Below are 16,863 nucleotides of genomic sequence, written 5' to 3' on the forward strand. Positions count from 1 at the left end.
GAGGGACTACTCGCCCTCGGTCTCCTTGTCCGCCGGGGACTCCAGGCCGAACTGCTCCACGAGCCACTTGTCGAACTCGATGGACGCGCGGACCCAGCTGACGGTGGAGGACACGAAGTGCTCCAGCGCGACGCCGGTGCCGATCAGCATCTGGGCCTCGCCGATGAGGCGGAGGGTGGCGGAGCCGTCCTCCTCCTCATGCAGGTGCGTGTACACCTTGGGCCACAGGGTGCGGCGGTTCCAGTCGTCGATCGCGTCGAGGACCTTGGCGCGGTCGTCGGCCGAGTGCGGGCGGTCGTAGAACGTCCGCACCGAGAAGACCCGCTGGTCCTCCTCGCCGCGGAACATGAAGTACGTCCGGAACTCCTCCCACGGCGCCGCGAGGTCACCCTCGTCGTCGACGACGTACTTCAGCTCCATCTGGTCCAGGAGCTGCTTGACGAGATCCTGGTCGGGAACGACGGGGCCCGCCGGTCCTGCGGCCTGAGGCTGGGGCTGGCCCCCGAAATTCGGAATCGAGGACGGGTCGATGCTCACCGTGAATATCCCTTCGTACGGTTGCCGCCATCCTCTCCCATGCCGGGCGGTACGGCGCAAGCCCCACCTCCCGCGATCCGCTGCGAGCTGACAAGATCTGGCTCCCATGGCGGAAAAACCGAGACCGGTGCGCCCGCGCCCGGCGACATGGGTCTGGGCGTCGGTGCTGATGACCTTCCTCTGCGGAGGTCCGATCGCCCTGTTGGTCTGGGGCGCGATGGCCTGGAGCGAGACCGGCGAACCGCAGCCGGTCGACTGCGCGGAGGCGATGGAGTTCGCCCGGGGGGCGCTGCCGGCGAACGCCGCGGACGCCCGGTGCACCCACGCCTACTGGCAGGAGACCCGGGTCACGGCGGATTTCCGGATGCCGCGTGAGGAGTACGAGCCCTGGCTGACCGCGACCTATCCGTCGCGGCGGCCCGCGGCGTACTGCGAGCACGGGCTGACGGGGTGCGTGACCGTGGAGTACGGCGAGGCGAAGTCGGTGCACGTGGGAGTGGCGTACGAGGACGGTGACACCGTCCTCGTACGCCTCACGGCCTCCGACCACTAGCCGGTCACTGCGCCGCGCCCACGATCAGGCCGTCCTCGAAGCGGTCGACCCGGACCGTGTCGCCGTCCGTGACCTCGCCCGCGAGGATCTCCTTCGCCAGCCGGTCGCCGATCGCCGTCTGGATCAGGCGGCGCAGCGGCCGGGCGCCGTAGGCCGGGTCCATGCCCTCGTCGGCGAGCCACTCCAGCGCGGCGGGCGTGACGTCGAGCGTGAGCCGGCGTTCGGCCAGGCGCTTGGCGAGCCGGTCGATCTGGAGCTCCGCGATGCGCCCCAGCTCGGACTTGGCGAGGGCCGAGAAGACCACCAGGTCGTCGAGCCGGTTGAGGAACTCCGGCTTGAAGGAGGCCCTCACCGCCTCCAGGACCTGCTCCTTCTTCGTCTCCGCGGAGGAGAGCGGGTCCATCAGGTACTGGCTGCCCAGGTTCGACGTCAGGATCAGGATGGTGTTGCGGAAGTCCACCGTCCGGCCCTGGCCGTCGGTCAGCCGGCCGTCGTCGAGGACCTGGAGCAGGATGTCGAAGACCTCCGGGTGGGCCTTCTCCACCTCGTCGAGCAGCACCACGCTGTACGGGCGGCGGCGGACCGCCTCCGTGAGCTGGCCGCCCTCCTCGTAGCCGACGTAGCCGGGAGGCGCGCCGACGAGCCGGGCGACGGAGTGCTTCTCGGAGTACTCCGACATGTCGATGCGGACCATGGCCCGCTCGTCGTCGAAGAGGAAGTCCGCGAGCGCCTTCGCCAGCTCGGTCTTGCCGACACCGGTCGGGCCGAGGAAGAGGAAGGAGCCCGTGGGCCGGTCGGGGTCGGCGATCCCGGCGCGCGTACGGCGCACGGCGTCGGAGACGGCCCGTACGGCCTCGGTCTGGCCGATCAGCCGCTTGCCGAGCTCGTCCTCCATGCGCAGCAGCTTCTGCGTCTCGCCCTCCAGCAGGCGGCCGGCGGGGATGCCGGTCCAGGAGCCGACCACGTCCGCGATGTCGTCGGGGCCGACCTCCTCCTTGACCATCGTGTCCCTGGCGGCCTCCTGCTCGGCCTCGCTCGCCTCCTCCAGCTCCCGCTCCAGGGCCGGGATCTCGCCGTAGAGCAGCTTGGAGGCGGTGTCGAAGTCGCCGTCGCGCTGGGCGCGTTCGGACTGGCCGCGCAGATCGTCGAGGCGCTCCTTGAGCTCACCGACGCGGTTGAGGCCCTGCTTCTCCTTCTCCCAGCGGGCGGTCAGGCCGCGCAGCTCCTCCTCCCGGTCCGCGAGGTCGCGGCGGAGCTTCTCCAGGCGCTGCCTGCTCGCGGGGTCGGACTCGTTCTTGAGCGCCAGCTCCTCCATGCGGAGGCGGTCCACGGCGCGCTGGAGTTCGTCGATCTCGACGGGCGAGGAGTCGATCTCCATACGGAGCCGGGAGGCGGCCTCGTCGACGAGGTCGATGGCCTTGTCGGGCAGGAAGCGGGAGGTGATGTACCGGTCGGAGAGGGTGGCGGCGGCCACCAGCGCCGCGTCGGCGATCTGGACCTTGTGGTGGGCCTCGTACCGGCCCTTGAGTCCGCGCAGGATGGCGATGGTGTCCTCGACGGAGGGCTCGGCGACCAGGACCTGCTGGAAGCGGCGCTCCAGGGCGGGGTCCTTCTCGATCCGCTCGCGGTACTCGTCCAGGGTGGTCGCGCCGACCATGCGCAGCTCGCCGCGGGCCAGCATCGGCTTGAGCATGTTGCCGGCGTCCATGGCGGAGTCGCCGCCGGCGCCCGCGCCGACGACCGTGTGCAGCTCGTCGATGAAGGTGATGATCTGGCCGTCGCTCGCCTTGATCTCGGAGAGGACGGTCTTCAGTCGCTCCTCGAACTCGCCGCGGTACTTGGCGCCCGCGACCATCGCGCCGAGGTCGAGCGCGACCAGGCGCTTGTTCTTCAGGGACTCGGGGACGTCGCCCTTCACGATCCGCTGGGCGAGGCCCTCGACGACGGCGGTCTTGCCGACGCCGGGCTCGCCGATGAGGACGGGGTTGTTCTTGGTGCGGCGGGAGAGCACCTGGACGACGCGCCGGATCTCCTGGTCGCGCCCGATGACGGGGTCCAGCTTCCCTTCCCGCGCGGCGGCCGTGAAGTCCGTGCCGAACTTCTCCAGCGCCTTGTACTGACCCTCCGGGTCGGGTGTGGTCACCCGGCGTCCTCCCCTTGCCTTCTCGAACGCGTCGAGCAGTTTCGCGGCGCTCGCCCCCTGCTGGGCCAGCACCTCGCCGGCCTGTCCGCCCTTCGCCGCGATCCCGATGAGCAGGTGCTCGGTGGACAGATAGTCGTCCCCGAGCGTCTTGGCGCGCTCGGCGGCATCCGCGATGACGGCGAGCAGCTCGCGGTTGGGCTGCGGCGGCGCGACCGTGGAGCCGGTGACGCTGGGCTGGGCGGCGAGCAGCCGCTCCGCACCGGACCGTACCGCGGCCTGGTCGGCGTCGACGGCGGCGAGCAGATCGGTGATGTTCTCGTTGTCCTGACCGGCCAGCAGCGCCAGGAGAAGGTGCGCGGGGGTCAGGTCGGCATGGCCCCCGGACACGGCTCGGCTGGTGGCCGTGTTGAGGGCGTCCCGGCTCTTGTTGGTCAGTTCGGCGTCCACGTGCGGTCTCTCCTCCTGTCACAGCGTGCTCGCTTGGCGTAAGACCCATCCCTATGACTCATCCAGCGTACACAAAGTTGAGTCTATTCCACTCAAGGATAGGCTTCGCGGCATGGCGACTGACCCGAGGAACCCGGACGACTCGTATCTGAGCTTCTGGCGCGAGTACCACATGTGCACGCTGACGACCCCGCGCGCGGACGGCACTCCGCATGTGGTGGCGGTGGGCGTGACGTACGACCCCGAGGGCGGCGACAACGGCATCGCCCGGGTGATCACCAACAAGCACAGCCACAAGGTCGCCAACGTCCTGGCGGCGGGCCCGGAGGGCGCGCGCGTCGCGGTCTGCCAGGTGGACAAGGGACGCTGGGCGACGCTGGAGGGCGTGGCGCGCATCCGCACGGAGCCGGAGGTCGTCGCGGACGCGGTCGACCGTTACGCGACACGCTACGGCCGGGTCCCGGCGCCGAACCCGGACCGGGTGGTCATCGAGATCGCGCTGACGCGGGCCATGGGCCGGGCGTAGCGCGCCCCCGCGCGACGCGCACATACCCGCACGCACGCGCACACGCGCACAGCACAGCGGCGCCATCGCGTTTCAGGTCCGCGATGGCGCCGCTGTGTGGGGGAAGCACCTGAGCGATCTACAACGACGGGGGAACCGCTCAGGCACTGCGGGGGGTGGCGGTGAGGGTCTCGGGCTCGACCAGCTGATGGTCCCGCTGGTCGAGATTGACGAAAATCATGCCGTACCGGATGGCACAGCGAACGGGCTGCGGGGCACCGCGGGGCCGGCGCAGGCACCGGTAGGCGCGAACGTCCTCGTCCTGCTCACGAGCGACGACGATCGGCTCTCCGAAGAGGGTGACCATCAACGAATCACCACGGTGGGGGATGGCCGTGACGAGATCGATGAAATGCCACCCGGATCGATAGGCCGAGGCCATCTCTCGCCGGAAGACCCGGTCGTCCGGCGGCACGGTCATGCGTCCGTGCCGGCCGGGGCAGAGTCCCACACCGGGTCGGCCTGGGCCGCCGGGGACGCGTCCCACACCGGGTCGATCTGGGTCGCCGGGGCGACGTCCCACACCGGGTCGCGTTCGCCGGCCGGGACGAGGTCCCACACCGGGTCACTGGGAGCGGCGACAACGCCCGCAGGAGCGCTGTCCCATACCGGGTCGCTGGTGGCCAGCGCTCCTACCGCCGCCGCCCCTATGAAGACGGAAGCAAGTACCGAGCGAAGCAGTTTTCTGGACATGAGCGGCTTCGACCTCACTTGATGGTTTCCTCTCCCCCGCGTACAAGACGATGGCTCAGTCTTTGCGCTTCCACCACCAGGGCAATGCATCATGTTCCTGAAATACAGGATCCTGGGGGGTGTTCAAATGGCGCAGAACGAATCAGAAGCGACACATCCCCACGGTCATGTCGATCTCTGTGCAGCCGGATCGGACTTGTACGCCAGTGCGTTGCGTACCGGGCGAATAACCAGGAGCGAGGCAGAAGCGGCACCCTGCCTCATGGACCTGGCACTTCTCCACCCCGACGCCGACGACCCCACGTGGCTGCGGCCCGTCCCACCCTCGGCGGCACTGGCCCGGCTCGTCCACCCCCTGGAGCGGGAAATCCAGGAGCGCCGCACGCTGGCCATGGGCCTCTCCAGCGTTTTCGAGCCGTTCATGGCGATCAGCGCGCAGGACCCCTCGACAACCCACGCGATCACCGTCCTCGAAGGCATCAACCGCATCGACGCCGTCCTCGGCCGCGCCACCGCCGAGTGCTCGCAGGAGCTGCTGACCATCCAGCCCGGCGGCGGACGCAGCGAACACACCCTCAACACCGCGCTCCACCGCATCCAGCCGCTCCTCGAACGCGGGGTGCGCGTCCGCACCCTCTACCAGCACACGGCGCGGCACAGCCACGGCATGCAGGTCTACCTCGAACAGGCGGGCATGGACCGGCTGCAGGTGCGGACCCTGGAGGAGAGCATCGAGCGGCTCATCATCATCGACCGCTCGGTGGCCCTGATCCCCGCCCGCCAGGACCGCCAGGTCGCCCTGGAGCTCCGCCACCCCGGCCTCGTCGAGTACCTGGCGACCGTCTTCGAGCAGTCCTGGGCCCGGGCGACCCCCTTCGGCGAGCAGGTGCCGTACGCCCAGACCCACGACGGCATCAGCGGCATCCAGCGCTCCATCGCCAAACTCCTCGTCGAGGGCCACGTCGACGAGGCCATAGCCCGCCGGCTCGGCATGAACGTCCGTACCTGCCGCGCCCACATCGCCAAGCTCGCCGCCGCTCTCGGCAGCGGCAGCCGGGCCCAACTGGGCTATCTCATCGCCCAGTCCGGAATCCTGGACCGGGACCACTGACACCCATGGACGTACAGATCGACCTGGATGGCCCGGCCGGCACCCTGCGGGTGTCCGGGTACGGAATGCCGACCGTGGAGCTCGTCCGGGCCCCGGGGGCCCCGGTGAACCCGCACGTCCCCATCGGGACCCGCGAACCCGCCCTGCTCACCCTCACCGTCGACGGGCGGCCCGCCCGCATCCGGCCCGCGCGGGGGCGGCTGCTGCGGTGGTCCTACCGGGTCGACGCCCGCGTCGACGGGACGCGCTACCGCCTGGTGCCCAGCGGGTACGACAAGAGCCGGCTGACCCGCGGCGGCCGGAAGATCGGCGACCTGCTGTCCTCCGGCAACGGCCGGGTCATCGACGACTGGAAGCCCGGCGCGACCCCCCGCGACCGCGCCGTCGGCACCGCGCTGGCCGCCGCGTTCGGGACCGGCGCCTCGCCGTGGTGGGAGACGGTCGGGGACATCGTCGGCGAGCTCATCCCGTAACCCGGGCGACGGCGAGGCCCCCTCCGCCAGGAAGCGGAGGGGGCCTCGTCACGTACGGGAACAGCCGGCTACTCGACGCCGGGCCGCTTCGGGCGCCAGACCACCAGCGCGCTCGCCTGCTGCACGTCCTGGTACGGCACCAGATCGCGCCGGTACGAGGCGTGCACCTGGGCCTCGCGCTGGCGCATCGTCGCCGCCGCGCCCTCGACGGCCGCCGACAGCTCGGCGACGCGCTGCTGCAGCGCCGCGACCTGGTTCTCCAGCTCGATGATGCGCTTGATGCCCGCCAGGTTGATGCCCTCGTCCTGCGACAACTGCTGAACGGTGCGCAGCAGTTCGATGTCGCGGGCCGAGTAGCGCCGGCCCCGGCCCGCTGTGCGGTCGGGCGAGACCAGACCGAGGCGGTCGTACTGCCGGAGGGTCTGCGGATGCAGGCCCGAGAGCTGGGCCGCCACCGAGATGACGTACACCGGGCTCTCGTCGGTCAGCTCGTAGGGGTTACGGCTACGTCCTGGTCGGTCCATCGCGTCAAGCTCCCTTCGCGGCCTGGAACAACTCTGCCCTGGGATCCTCGCCCGCCGTCGCCTGACGGTAGGTCTCGAGGGCCTCGCGGGCCTTGTCGTCGAGCTCCTTGGGCACCGCGACCTCCACCGTCACCAGCAGGTCGCCGCGCGTGCCGTCCTTGCGGACCGCGCCCTTGCCGCGGGCGCGCATGGTCCGGCCGTTGGGAGTGCCGGCGGGCAGCTTCAGCGTGACCGCCGGACCGCCCAGGGTCGGCACCTTGATCTCGCCGCCGAGCGCCGCCTCGTCGAACGTGACGGGCACGGTGACGGTCAGGTTGTCGTCCTTGCGGCCGAACACCGGGTGGGCGTCGACATGGACGACGACATAGAGGTCGCCGGCCGGGCCGCCGCGCTCGCCCGGAGCGCCCTTGCCGCGCAGCCGGATCCGCTGCCCGTTCGAGACACCGGCGGGGATACGAACCTGCATGGTGCGGGAGGACTTGGCCCGTCCGCTCCCCTTGCAGACCTCGCAGGGGGTCTCCGCGATCAGGCCGCGGCCCTTGCAGTCCACACACGGGTCGGTGAGCGAGAAGGAGCCGCTGCCGCCGCGCGAGACCTGGCCGGTGCCGACGCAGGTCGGGCACACGCGGGGCGTGCCGTTCTTGTCGCCGGTGCCCGAACAGGCCTTGCAGGGCGCCTGGGAGGACATCCGCAGGGGCACGGTGGCGCCGTCCACGGCCTCGGTGAAGCTGAGCGTCACCTCGGACTCGATGTCCTGACCGCGGCGCGGCTGCGTGCGCGGACCCGCGCCGCCGCCCGCGCCCCGGTTGAACAGGCCGCCGAAGACGTCGCCGAGGCCGCCGCCGAAGCCGCCCGCCCCGCCCGGGCCGCCGGGACCCTGGGCGCCGCCGAAGAGGTCGCCCAGGTCGAAGTTGAACGTGCCGCCCGCACCGCCCGGTCCGGCCCGGAAGCCGCCGTTGCCGAAGAGCGCGCGGGCGTCGTCGTACTCCTTGCGCTTCTTGGGGTCACCGAGGATGTCGTTCGCCTCGGAGATCTCCTTGAAGCGCGCCTCGGCGCTCGCGTCACCCTTGTTGGCGTCCGGATGGTTCTCGCGGGCGAGCTTCCGGTACGCCTTCTTGATCTCGGCGTCCGTGGCGTCCTTGGGGACGCCGAGAACCTTGTAGTAGTCCTTCTCGACGAAGTCCTTCGTGCTCATCGACGTCCCTCCTCCCGGACGATCATTGCGTCACCCCGCAGGGCACGTGCCCCGGTCCCACGTGGGACCAGGTCACGCACCGTCCTCGGGGGCACCGCTCTCCTCGTCGGCCGACTTCTCTTCCTTCGCGGCCGGCGTCGCCCCGGGCTGGGGCTCGGCCACCGCCACGCGCGCGGGCCGGATGGTCCGCTCGCCGATCCGATACCCCGGCTGCAGAATCGCCACGCAGGTCGTCTCGGTGACGTCCGGCGCGTACGAGTGCATCAGGGCCTCGTGGATCGTCGGGTCGAAGGGCTCGCCCTCCTTGCCGAACTGCTGCAGACCCATCTTGGCGACGACGGTCTCCAGCGATTCGGCCACCGACTTGAACCCGCCCACGAGCTCGCCGTGGTCCCGGGCCCTGCCGACGTCGTCGAGCACGGGCAGGAGCTCGGTCAGGAGGGTCGCGACGGCGATCTCCTTGACCGTGACCCGGTCCCGCTCCACGCGGCGGCGGTAGTTCTGGTACTCGGCCTGGAGCCTCTGGAGGTCCCCGGTGCGCTCGGAGAGCGCGCTGCGGGCCTGGTCCAGCGCGGCGGTGAGACCAGCGGTCTCGGCCGAGCTCTTGCTGCTTGCGTCCCCGGCCGGGGCCGCCGGGCCGTCCTCCGTGGAGGCGGCCTCGACGGCGTCGGCGGCGTCGTCAGGGGTGGCGCCGGAGGGGACGTCGGGCTTCTCCTCGAAGCCCGGGGTCTCCTCCGTCATCAGGCAGCGCCACCCTTCTTGGGCTCGTCGTCGACGATCTCGGCGTCGACGACATCGTCATCGGCCTTGGCCTCGCCCTGCGGGGCGTCGCCGCCGGCGGCCTGCGCGGCCTGGGCGTCGGCGTACATGGCCTGGCCGAGCTTCTGGGAGACGGCCGCGACCTTCTCGGTGGCGGTACGGATCTCCGCGGTGTCGTCGCCCTTGAGCTTCTCCTTCAGCTCGGCGACGGCGGTCTCGACCTCGGTCTTGACCTCGCCCGGGACCTTCTCCTCGTTGTCCTTGAGGAACTTCTCCGTCTGGTAGACGAGCTGCTCGCCCTGGTTACGGGTCTCGGCGGCCTCGCGGCGACGGTGGTCCTCGTCCGCGTACTGCTCGGCCTCCTGGCGCATCCGGTCGACCTCGTCCTTCGGCAGCGAGGAGCCACCGGTGACGGTCATCTTCTGCTCCTTGCCCGTGCCCAGGTCCTTCGCGGTCACGTGCATGATGCCGTTGGCGTCGATGTCGAACGCGACCTCGATCTGCGGGACACCACGCGGGGCCGGCGGCAGACCGGTCAGCTCGAACATGCCGAGCTTCTTGTTGTACGCCGCGATCTCGCGCTCGCCCTGGTAGACCTGGATCTGCACCGACGGCTGGTTGTCCTCGGCCGTCGTGAAGATCTCCGAACGCTTCGTCGGGATCGTCGTGTTGCGCTCGATCAGCTTGGTCATGATGCCGCCCTTGGTCTCGATACCGAGGGACAGCGGGGTCACGTCGAGGAGCAGGACGTCCTTGACCTCACCCTTCAGGACACCGGCCTGCAGGGCGGCGCCGATGGCGACGACCTCGTCCGGGTTCACACCCTTGTTGGCCTCCTGGCCACCGGTCAGCTCCTTGACGAGCTCGGCGACGGCCGGCATACGGGTGGAGCCACCGACGAGAACGACGTGGTCGATCTCGGACAGGTTGATGCCCGCGTCCTTGATGACGTTGTGGAACGGCGTCTTGCAGCGCTCGAGGAGGTCCGCGGTCAGCTGCTGGAACTGAGCCCGGGTGAGCTTCTCCTCCAGGTGCAGCGGGCCCTCGGCGGAGGCCGTGATGTACGGCAGGTTGATCGACGTCTCGGTGGAGGACGACAGCTCGATCTTCGCCTTCTCCGCGGCCTCGCGGAGACGCTGGAGAGCCATCTTGTCCTTGGCCAGGTCGACGCCGTGGCCGTTGGCGAACTGCTTCACCAGGTAGTCGACGACGCGCTGGTCCCAGTCGTCACCACCGAGGTGGTTGTCACCGTTGGTGGCCTTCACCTCGACGACGCCGTCGCCGATCTCCAGGAGCGACACGTCGAAGGTGCCGCCACCGAGGTCGAAGACGAGGATCGTCTGGTCGTCCTTGTCCAGGCCGTAGGCCAGGGCGGCCGCGGTCGGCTCGTTGACGATCCGCAGGACGTTGAGGCCCGCGATCTCACCGGCCTCCTTGGTGGCCTGACGCTCCGAGTCGTTGAAGTACGCCGGGACGGTGATGACCGCGTCCACGACCTTCTCGCCCAGGTACGCCTCGGCGTCGCGCTTCAGCTTCTGCAGGATGAAGGCGCTCATCTGCTGCGGGTTGAAGTTCTTGCCGTCGATCTCGATCTTCCAGTCGGTGCCCATGTGGCGCTTGACCGACCGGATGGTCCTGTCGACGTTGGTGACCGCCTGACGCTTGGCCACCTCGCCGACGAGCACCTCGCCGTTCTTCGCGAAGGCGACGACGGACGGCGTGGTCCTGGCGCCCTCGGCGTTGGTGATGACGGTGGGCTCGCCGCCTTCCAGAACGCTGACGACGGAGTTAGTCGTGCCCAGGTCGATGCCGACCGCACGTGCCATTTCGATTCCTCCAGCTGACCGACTTGAGTGGAACTGACTCAAGGATGCATGACGGATCCGAACCCGTCAACAGACCTGAGTCGAGGCGACTCAACTCTTCGCCCTGCCGCCCGCTCAAAGAGAAGCCGGTGGCGCGTCATTCCCGGACCGGGCCCCTCTCCTCATGAGAGAGTCCGGAGTGCCCTTGCCGGGCATAGCGGGCATATCCCACGAATATCCCATGAATGTCCCTCGAAAGGGTGTGGGGAATGACGGCCAAGCGCGCACTCGACCTCCTCGGCGGACTCTTCCTGCTGGCCGTCCTGTCCCCGCTGATCTCGGCCGTCGCCCTCTCCCTCGCCCTCTCCACGGCCGGGGCGGGCGGGGTGGTGCGCCGCCGGAGCGTCGCCGGCCGGGGCGGTCGCGCCTTCACGATGGTCACGTTCCGTACGAAGAGCCCGCTGGCCGGACTGCCGCTCCTGCTCCATGTCGTACGGGGCGAGATGTCCCTGGTCGGGCCGTGCCCCCTCACCCCCGGACACCGCGAGTGCACCGGCGAGGCGCGCCGCCGGCTCTCGGTACGACCGGGGGTCACCGGGCTGTGGCAGATCAGCGGGCGCTCGGAGCTGCCCTGGGAGGAGCGTGAGCTGCTCGATCTCCACTATGTGGACCATCACTGGCTGGGGATGGATCTCGCCATCCTGGCGCGTACGCTTCCAGCAGTCCGAAGACGTCGCGCGGCGGCGGGGCACACCCGACCGGCAAGGCTTGCCTGAGCGACACAGATCACCGCGAGCGCCGCTACAGCGTGGCACCGCGAGACGGTAATCTCAGCACGGACTGAATAAGTTACCGCTTAGTAGTGCCACACTCGGCAGTGTCGGTACTCCGCCTCGCAGGCCCGCCCGAGGAGCCCTTCATGCAACTCGCCGCGATCATCGTGTCGATCGTCATCACGGTGGTAGCCGTCGCGCTGTTCGGCCGCGCCATCGCGCAGATCTACCGCTTCGTGAAGCTCGGCCAGCCCGTGCCCGCGGGCACGCGCACCGGCGACCCCACACAGCGCACCATCACGCTGGTCAAGGAGTTCCTCGGCCACACCCGGATGAACCGCTGGGGCGTCGTCGGCGTGGCGCACTGGTTCGTGGCGGTGGGCTTCTTCTCGCTGCTGCTCACGATCGTCAACGCCTTCGGCCAGCTCTTCCAGGCCGACTGGCTGATCCCGATCATCGGCGACTGGCTGCCGTACGAGATCTTCACCGAGTTCCTCGGCCTGATGACCGTGCTCGGCATCCTGACCCTCATCGTGATCCGGCAGCTGAACCGGCCGAGCGGGGCGGGCCGCAAGTCCCGCTTCGCGGGCTCCAAGACCGGCCAGGCGTACTTCGTCGAGGCCGTCATCCTGATCGTCGGCGTCTGCATCATGACGCTGCGCGCCCTGGAGGGCGTCCAGCACCACGTCACCGGCTGGGAGCCCGGCTTCTTCGCCTCGTACCCGCTGATCGCGCTGCTCGACGGCCTGGACCTCAGCACGATCCAGCACCTCACGTACTTCTTCGCGGCGCTCAAGATCGTCACGTCCTTCACCTGGATGATCACGGTCTCGCTCAACACCAACATGGGTGTGGCGTGGCACCGCTTCCTCGGCTTCCCGAACATCTGGTTCAAGCGGAACGCCGACGGCTCCACCGCCCTCGGCGCGCTCCAGCCGATGACGACCGCCGGCAAGGAGATCGACTGGGAGGACCCGGCCGAGGACGCCGTCTTCGGTGTCTCCCAGGTCGAGCAGTTCTCCTGGAAAGGCATCCTCGACTTCTCCACGTGCACCGAGTGCGGCCGCTGCCAGTCGCAGTGCCCCGCCTGGAACACGGGCAAGCCGCTGTCCCCCAAGCTCCTGATCATGTCGCTGCGCGACCACGCGCACGCCAAGGCGCCGTACCTGCTCGCTGGCGGCGGCAAGGACATGGAGGGCAACGAGAAGGCGTCCGCCGAGGCCCTGAAGGACGTGCCCGCCTCCGCGCTCGCCGAGGCCGAGCGCCCGCTGATCGGCACGCTCGAAGAGAACGGCGTCATCGACCCGGACGTCCTGTGGTCCTGCACCACCTGCGGCGCCTGCGTCGAGCAGTGCCCGGTCGACATCGAGCACATCGACCACATCGTCGACATGCGCCGCTACCAGGTGATGATCGAGTCCGCCTTCCCCTCGGAGGCCGGCACGATGCTCAAGAACCTGGAGAAGAAGGGCAACCCCTGGGGCCTGGCCAAGAAGCAGCGCGTCGAGTGGACCAAGGAGGTCGACTTCGAGGTCCCGATCGTCGGTAAGGACGTCGAGGACCTCACCGAGGTCGACTACCTCTACTGGGTCGGCTGCGCCGGCGCCCTGGAGGACCGGGCCAAGAAGACCACCAAGGCCTTCGCGGAGCTGCTGCACATGGCGGGCGTCAAGTTCGCGATCATGGGCGGCGAGGAGAAGTGCACGGGTGACTCGCCCCGCCGCCTCGGCAACGAGCCGCTGTTCCAGCAGCTCGGCCAGGAGAACGTCGCGATGCTGAACATGGCGTTCGGCGAGGATGACGAGGACGAGTCGACGAAGAAGCCGAAGTCGGCCAAGAAGATCGTCGCGACCTGCCCGCACTGCTTCAACACGATCGCGAACGAGTACCCGCAGTTGGGCGGCGAGTTCGAGGTCATCCACCACACGCAGCTGCTCCAGCACCTCATCGACGAGGGCAAGCTGATCCCGGTGACCCCGGTCGACGGTCTGATCACGTACCACGACCCCTGCTACCTGGGCCGCCACAACAAGGTCTACACGCCTCCGCGCGAGATCATGTCGGCCGTCCCGGGCCTGCGTCAGCAGGAGATGCACCGCCACAAGGAGCGCGGCTTCTGCTGCGGCGCCGGCGGTGCGCGGATGTGGATGGAGGAGCGGATCGGCAAGCGCATCAACAACGAGCGCGTCGACGAGGCCCTGTCCCTCAACCCGGACATCGTCTCCACCGCCTGCCCGTTCTGCCTGGTCATGCTGACCGACTCGGTCAACGGCAAGAAGAACGAGGGCAAGGCCAAGGAGTCCGTGCAGGTCGTGGACGTGGCGCAGCTGCTCCTCGACTCGGTGAAGGCGAAGCCGGAGCCGGAGGAGTCCGTGGCGGAGCCGGTGTCGGCCGAGTAGTCCGGCCGCGTACGTACGAGAAGGGCCGCCCCGCGATGCTCGCGGGGCGGCCCTTATCGTACGCGTGAGGCGGCGTACGAGGCGGCGTCCGGGTCCCTGACACCCCCTAGGGGATGTCACAGCTCGGCGGCAAGCTCGGTGGCGATTGAGCCCCTCACCGCGGGACCGGGTACGTTCGATGACGTGGCTGGATTCAGGAACGGACGCGGCCGGGACAACCGCCCCCCGCAACAACAACCGCAGCAGGCGCCGTACGGGTACAACGCGGCCCCGCCGCCCCACCCGCAGCAGCAGTGGCCCCCGCAGGCCTCGCACGGCTCGCAGGGCTCGCACGGCGGCGGCGGATACGGGGAGCCGGAGTACTTCGGAGACCCGCACGGGGCGCAGCAGCAGCACCAGCAGCAGCACTACGCGGCGAACACCCCGGGGCACACGCAGATGTTCAGCGTGAACGAGGACCCCTACGGCGGCGGGGCGACGTACCAGGCCGGCGCCACCCCCGTCCCCACGGGCCCCCGCCTGCCCTGGAAGGCCCTCCTGAGCGGCATCGTCCTGCGCCCGGCGCCGACGTTCCTGCAGATGCGGGACCACGCCGTCTGGGGCCCTGCGCTGGTCGTCACCTTCCTCTACGGCCTGCTGGCGATCTTCGGCTTCGACCAGGCGCGCGAAGAGGCGATCAACGCGACGCTCTCGACGGCGATCCCGTACGTCCTGATGACGGGCGTCGGCTTCGTGATCGCCGGTCTGATCCTGGGCGCGGTCACGCACACGCTGGCCCGCCAGCTCGGCGGTGACGGCACCTGGCAGCCGACCGTGGGCCTGTCGATGCTGATCATGTCGATCACGGACGCGCCCCGCCTGGTCTTCGCGCTCTTCCTGGGCGGCGAGAACGGCCTGGTGCAGGTTCTCGGCTGGATCACCTGGCTGGCGGCGGCCGCGCTGTTCACGACGATGGTGAGCCGCTCGCACGACCTGCCGTGGCCGAAGGCGCTGGGCGCCTCGTCGATCCAGCTGGTCGCGCTGCTGTCCCTCATCAAGCTGGGCACGCTGTAACGACGTACGTACGAGAGAGGCCCCCGCCGGGCGACGGCGGGGGCCTTTCCCGTACGGACACTCGAGGACGAACTGGCGCGGCTCTGCCGGACGATCAGAAACGCGCCGCAGGCCGAGTGGGCCATGCCCCTCGCCCCCGTCGCCGCGCTGCTCGACCTCGTCTCGGACGAGGTGGCGGACAGGGACCCGGCGACACTGTCGGCGGGGACGTACCCGGGCCCGAGTTCCTCCGGCTCCTGTCGGCGATGCTCCGCCTACAAAGCCGGGAACCGGTCCCGGACTTCGACCGGCTTCCGATGGCCGCCTGGGAGGCCGAGCCGAGGTTCGGCAGGATCCGCACTGCCGGATCCGACCGGAGCGGCACAGCCGGTCGCCGGCCTCGCCGAGACGGCCCCCTGGGCCTCACGCCCGGTGCTGCGGGCGATTCTCCGGGCCGTTCACGCCCATGTCGACGAGGAGCACCGAGGCCGGCTCCCGCTCGCAGTGGTCAGGCGTCGAGGACCTGTCCCTCACGCTTCACGACGGGCGGCTCGACCGACCAGGGGAAGTTGATCCACTCGTCGGTCTTCTTCCACACGTACTCGCACTTCACGAGGGAGTGCGACTTCTCGTAGACGACGGCGGAGCGGACCTCGGCGACGTGGTCGACGCAGAAGTCGTGGACGAGCTTGAGGGTCTTGCCGGTGTCGGCGACGTCGTCGGCGATCAGGACCTTCTTGTCGGAGAAGTCGATCGCGTTCGGCACGGGCGCCAGCATGACCGGCATCTCCAGCGTCGTACCGACGCCGGTGTAGAACTCCACGTTCACGAGGTGGATGTTCTTGCAGTCGAGGGCGTAGGCCAGGCCGCCGGCGACGAAGACGCCGCCGCGGGCGATGGAGAGCACGATGTCGGGCTCGTAGCCGTCGTCGGCGATGGTCTGCGCGAGCTCGCGGATCGCGCGCCCGAAGCCCTCGTACGTCAGGTTCTCGCGTACTTCACTCATGACGACTGCCGCCTCACACCTGGGTCCGATGGAAGTTCAGGAACGAGCGCGAGGCCGTCGGCCCCCGCTGCCCCTGGTAGCGCGAGCCGTACCGCTCGCTGCCGTACGGGAACTCGGCGGGCGAACTCAGCCGGAACATGCACAGCTGCCCGATCTTCATCCCCGGCCACAGCTTGATCGGCAGGGTGGCGAGGTTCGACAGCTCCAGGGTGACGTGCCCGGAGAACCCGGGGTCGATGAACCCGGCGGTGGAGTGCGTGACGAGCCCGAGCCGCCCGAGGGAGCTCTTGCCCTCCAGGCGGGAGGCGATGTCGTCCGGCAGCGTGATGACCTCGTAGGTCGAGGCGAGCACGAACTCACCGGGGTGCAGGATGAACGCCTCGTCACCCTCCGGCTCGACCTCGCGCGTCAGGTCGAGCTGCTCGACGGCGGGGTCGATGTGGGGGTACCGGTGGTTCTCGAACACCCGGAAGAAGCGGTCAAGCCTCACGTCGATGCTCGAGGGCTGCACCATGGATTCGTCGTACGGGTCGATGCGCACCCGTCCGGCATCGATCTCGGCCCGGATGTCCTTGTCTGAGAGAAGCACGCCCCCACGATACGCAGAGGGCGCGGAGCTCCCCCAATCGGGAAGACTCCACGCCCCGGACGCCATCAGCGCCGCTCAAGCTCCACGGGCACCGCATGCCGCAACCGCGCACACCGTGGACACCGAATGAGCCGCCCTGGCCCGATCCGCCCGGCACCGAGCTGCTGCAGCGGGAACGAAGCGGTACTGAACACATGCCCTTCGGCACAGCGGACGACGGTGCGCTCCATCGAACCCATCAAGTCCCTTCCCCGACAAG

At 69.5% G+C, this 16,863-nt stretch carries 17 protein-coding genes; 7 read left to right on the forward strand and 10 right to left on the reverse strand.

Annotation, left to right across the window (positions count from 1 at the left end):
- Positions 1-6: 6 nt before the first annotated feature.
- Positions 7-537 (reverse strand): YbjN domain-containing protein, encoded by a 531-nt coding sequence (locus tag ACFYV5_RS14245; RefSeq protein WP_355113387.1) that lies wholly within the window; start codon positions 535-537, stop codon positions 7-9.
- A 106-nt stretch (positions 538-643) separates the two neighbouring features.
- Here ACFYV5_RS14245 and ACFYV5_RS14250 point away from each other — a divergent pair, with 106 nt between their 5' ends.
- Complete coding sequence (locus ACFYV5_RS14250; protein ID WP_389168311.1) at positions 644-1,090, forward strand: hypothetical protein; 447 nt, start codon at positions 644-646, stop codon at positions 1,088-1,090.
- Between the two features lie 4 nt (positions 1,091-1,094).
- Here the strand turns inward: ACFYV5_RS14250 and clpB are convergent, their stop codons facing one another.
- Complete coding sequence (clpB, locus tag ACFYV5_RS14255; protein WP_389168313.1) at positions 1,095-3,680, reverse strand: ATP-dependent chaperone ClpB; 2,586 nt, start codon at positions 3,678-3,680, stop codon at positions 1,095-1,097.
- A gap of 112 nt (positions 3,681-3,792) precedes the next feature.
- On the opposite strand from clpB, the gene ACFYV5_RS14260 reads away from it, so the two are divergent.
- Positions 3,793-4,206, forward strand: coding sequence for a pyridoxamine 5'-phosphate oxidase family protein (locus ACFYV5_RS14260; protein WP_355113393.1), 414 nt, complete (start codon positions 3,793-3,795; stop codon positions 4,204-4,206).
- Between the two features lie 139 nt (positions 4,207-4,345).
- On the opposite strand, the gene ACFYV5_RS14265 is transcribed toward ACFYV5_RS14260, so the two are convergent.
- Both ACFYV5_RS14265 and ACFYV5_RS14270 read right to left on the reverse strand, forming a co-directional pair.
- On the reverse strand, positions 4,346-4,666 hold the full coding sequence (locus ACFYV5_RS14265; protein ID WP_355113395.1) for a (2Fe-2S)-binding protein: 321 nt from the start codon (positions 4,664-4,666) through the stop codon (positions 4,346-4,348).
- Positions 4,663-4,938: a 5'-nucleotidase gene (locus ACFYV5_RS14270; RefSeq protein ID WP_355113397.1), complete on the reverse strand. Its 276-nt coding sequence runs from the start codon at positions 4,936-4,938 to the stop codon at positions 4,663-4,665. The genes ACFYV5_RS14265 and ACFYV5_RS14270 overlap by 4 nt, the downstream gene beginning before the upstream one ends.
- A 127-nt stretch (positions 4,939-5,065) precedes the next feature.
- Between ACFYV5_RS14270 and ACFYV5_RS14275 the strand changes: the two genes are divergently transcribed.
- Positions 5,066-6,049, forward strand: coding sequence for a helix-turn-helix transcriptional regulator (locus ACFYV5_RS14275; RefSeq protein ID WP_355113399.1), 984 nt, complete (start codon positions 5,066-5,068; stop codon positions 6,047-6,049).
- A gap of 5 nt (positions 6,050-6,054) precedes the next feature.
- Positions 6,055-6,522 carry a hypothetical protein gene (locus ACFYV5_RS14280; RefSeq protein ID WP_389168316.1) on the forward strand — a complete coding sequence of 156 codons (468 nt, stop codon included), beginning with the start codon at positions 6,055-6,057 and terminating at the stop codon, positions 6,520-6,522.
- Between the two features lie 68 nt (positions 6,523-6,590).
- Here the strand turns inward: ACFYV5_RS14280 and ACFYV5_RS14285 are convergent, their stop codons facing one another.
- The 4 genes from ACFYV5_RS14285 to dnaK form a co-directional block, all read right to left on the reverse strand.
- The gene (locus tag ACFYV5_RS14285; protein WP_355113403.1) at positions 6,591-7,046 is read right to left on the reverse strand and encodes a heat shock protein transcriptional repressor HspR; all 456 of its coding nucleotides are present in this window, start codon (positions 7,044-7,046) and stop codon (positions 6,591-6,593) included.
- Positions 7,047-7,050: 4 nt separating this feature from the next.
- Positions 7,051-8,241, reverse strand: coding sequence for a molecular chaperone DnaJ (gene dnaJ / locus ACFYV5_RS14290; RefSeq protein WP_355113405.1), 1,191 nt, complete (start codon positions 8,239-8,241; stop codon positions 7,051-7,053).
- A 72-nt stretch (positions 8,242-8,313) separates the two neighbouring features.
- Positions 8,314-8,982 (reverse strand): nucleotide exchange factor GrpE, encoded by a 669-nt coding sequence (grpE, locus tag ACFYV5_RS14295; RefSeq protein WP_355113407.1) that lies wholly within the window; start codon positions 8,980-8,982, stop codon positions 8,314-8,316.
- Positions 8,982-10,826, reverse strand: a complete 1,845-nt coding sequence (gene dnaK / locus ACFYV5_RS14300) for a molecular chaperone DnaK (RefSeq protein WP_389168319.1) — start codon at positions 10,824-10,826, stop codon at positions 8,982-8,984. The genes grpE and dnaK overlap by 1 nt, the downstream gene beginning before the upstream one ends.
- Before the next feature lie 248 nt (positions 10,827-11,074).
- On the opposite strand from dnaK, the gene ACFYV5_RS14305 reads away from it, so the two are divergent.
- From ACFYV5_RS14305 to ACFYV5_RS14315, 3 genes are all read left to right on the forward strand, one after another.
- Complete coding sequence (locus tag ACFYV5_RS14305; protein WP_389168321.1) at positions 11,075-11,581, forward strand: sugar transferase; 507 nt, start codon at positions 11,075-11,077, stop codon at positions 11,579-11,581.
- A 143-nt stretch (positions 11,582-11,724) separates the two neighbouring features.
- Positions 11,725-13,977: a (Fe-S)-binding protein gene (locus ACFYV5_RS14310; protein ID WP_355110544.1), complete on the forward strand. Its 2,253-nt coding sequence runs from the start codon at positions 11,725-11,727 to the stop codon at positions 13,975-13,977.
- A gap of 183 nt (positions 13,978-14,160) precedes the next feature.
- The gene (locus ACFYV5_RS14315) at positions 14,161-15,030 is read left to right on the forward strand and encodes a Yip1 family protein (RefSeq protein ID WP_389168324.1); all 870 of its coding nucleotides are present in this window, start codon (positions 14,161-14,163) and stop codon (positions 15,028-15,030) included.
- A gap of 487 nt (positions 15,031-15,517) precedes the next feature.
- On the opposite strand, the gene ACFYV5_RS14320 is transcribed toward ACFYV5_RS14315, so the two are convergent.
- Complete coding sequence (locus tag ACFYV5_RS14320) at positions 15,518-16,015, reverse strand: phosphoribosyltransferase (RefSeq protein WP_355110546.1); 498 nt, start codon at positions 16,013-16,015, stop codon at positions 15,518-15,520.
- Between the two features lie 13 nt (positions 16,016-16,028).
- On the reverse strand, positions 16,029-16,604 hold the full coding sequence (gene dcd / locus ACFYV5_RS14325) for a dCTP deaminase (RefSeq protein WP_073811299.1): 576 nt from the start codon (positions 16,602-16,604) through the stop codon (positions 16,029-16,031).
- Positions 16,605-16,863: the final 259 nt, after the last annotated feature.

The sequence above is a fragment of the Streptomyces sp. NPDC003035 genome (assembly GCF_042888285.1).
Lineage (GTDB): Bacteria > Actinomycetota > Actinomycetes > Streptomycetales > Streptomycetaceae > Streptomyces.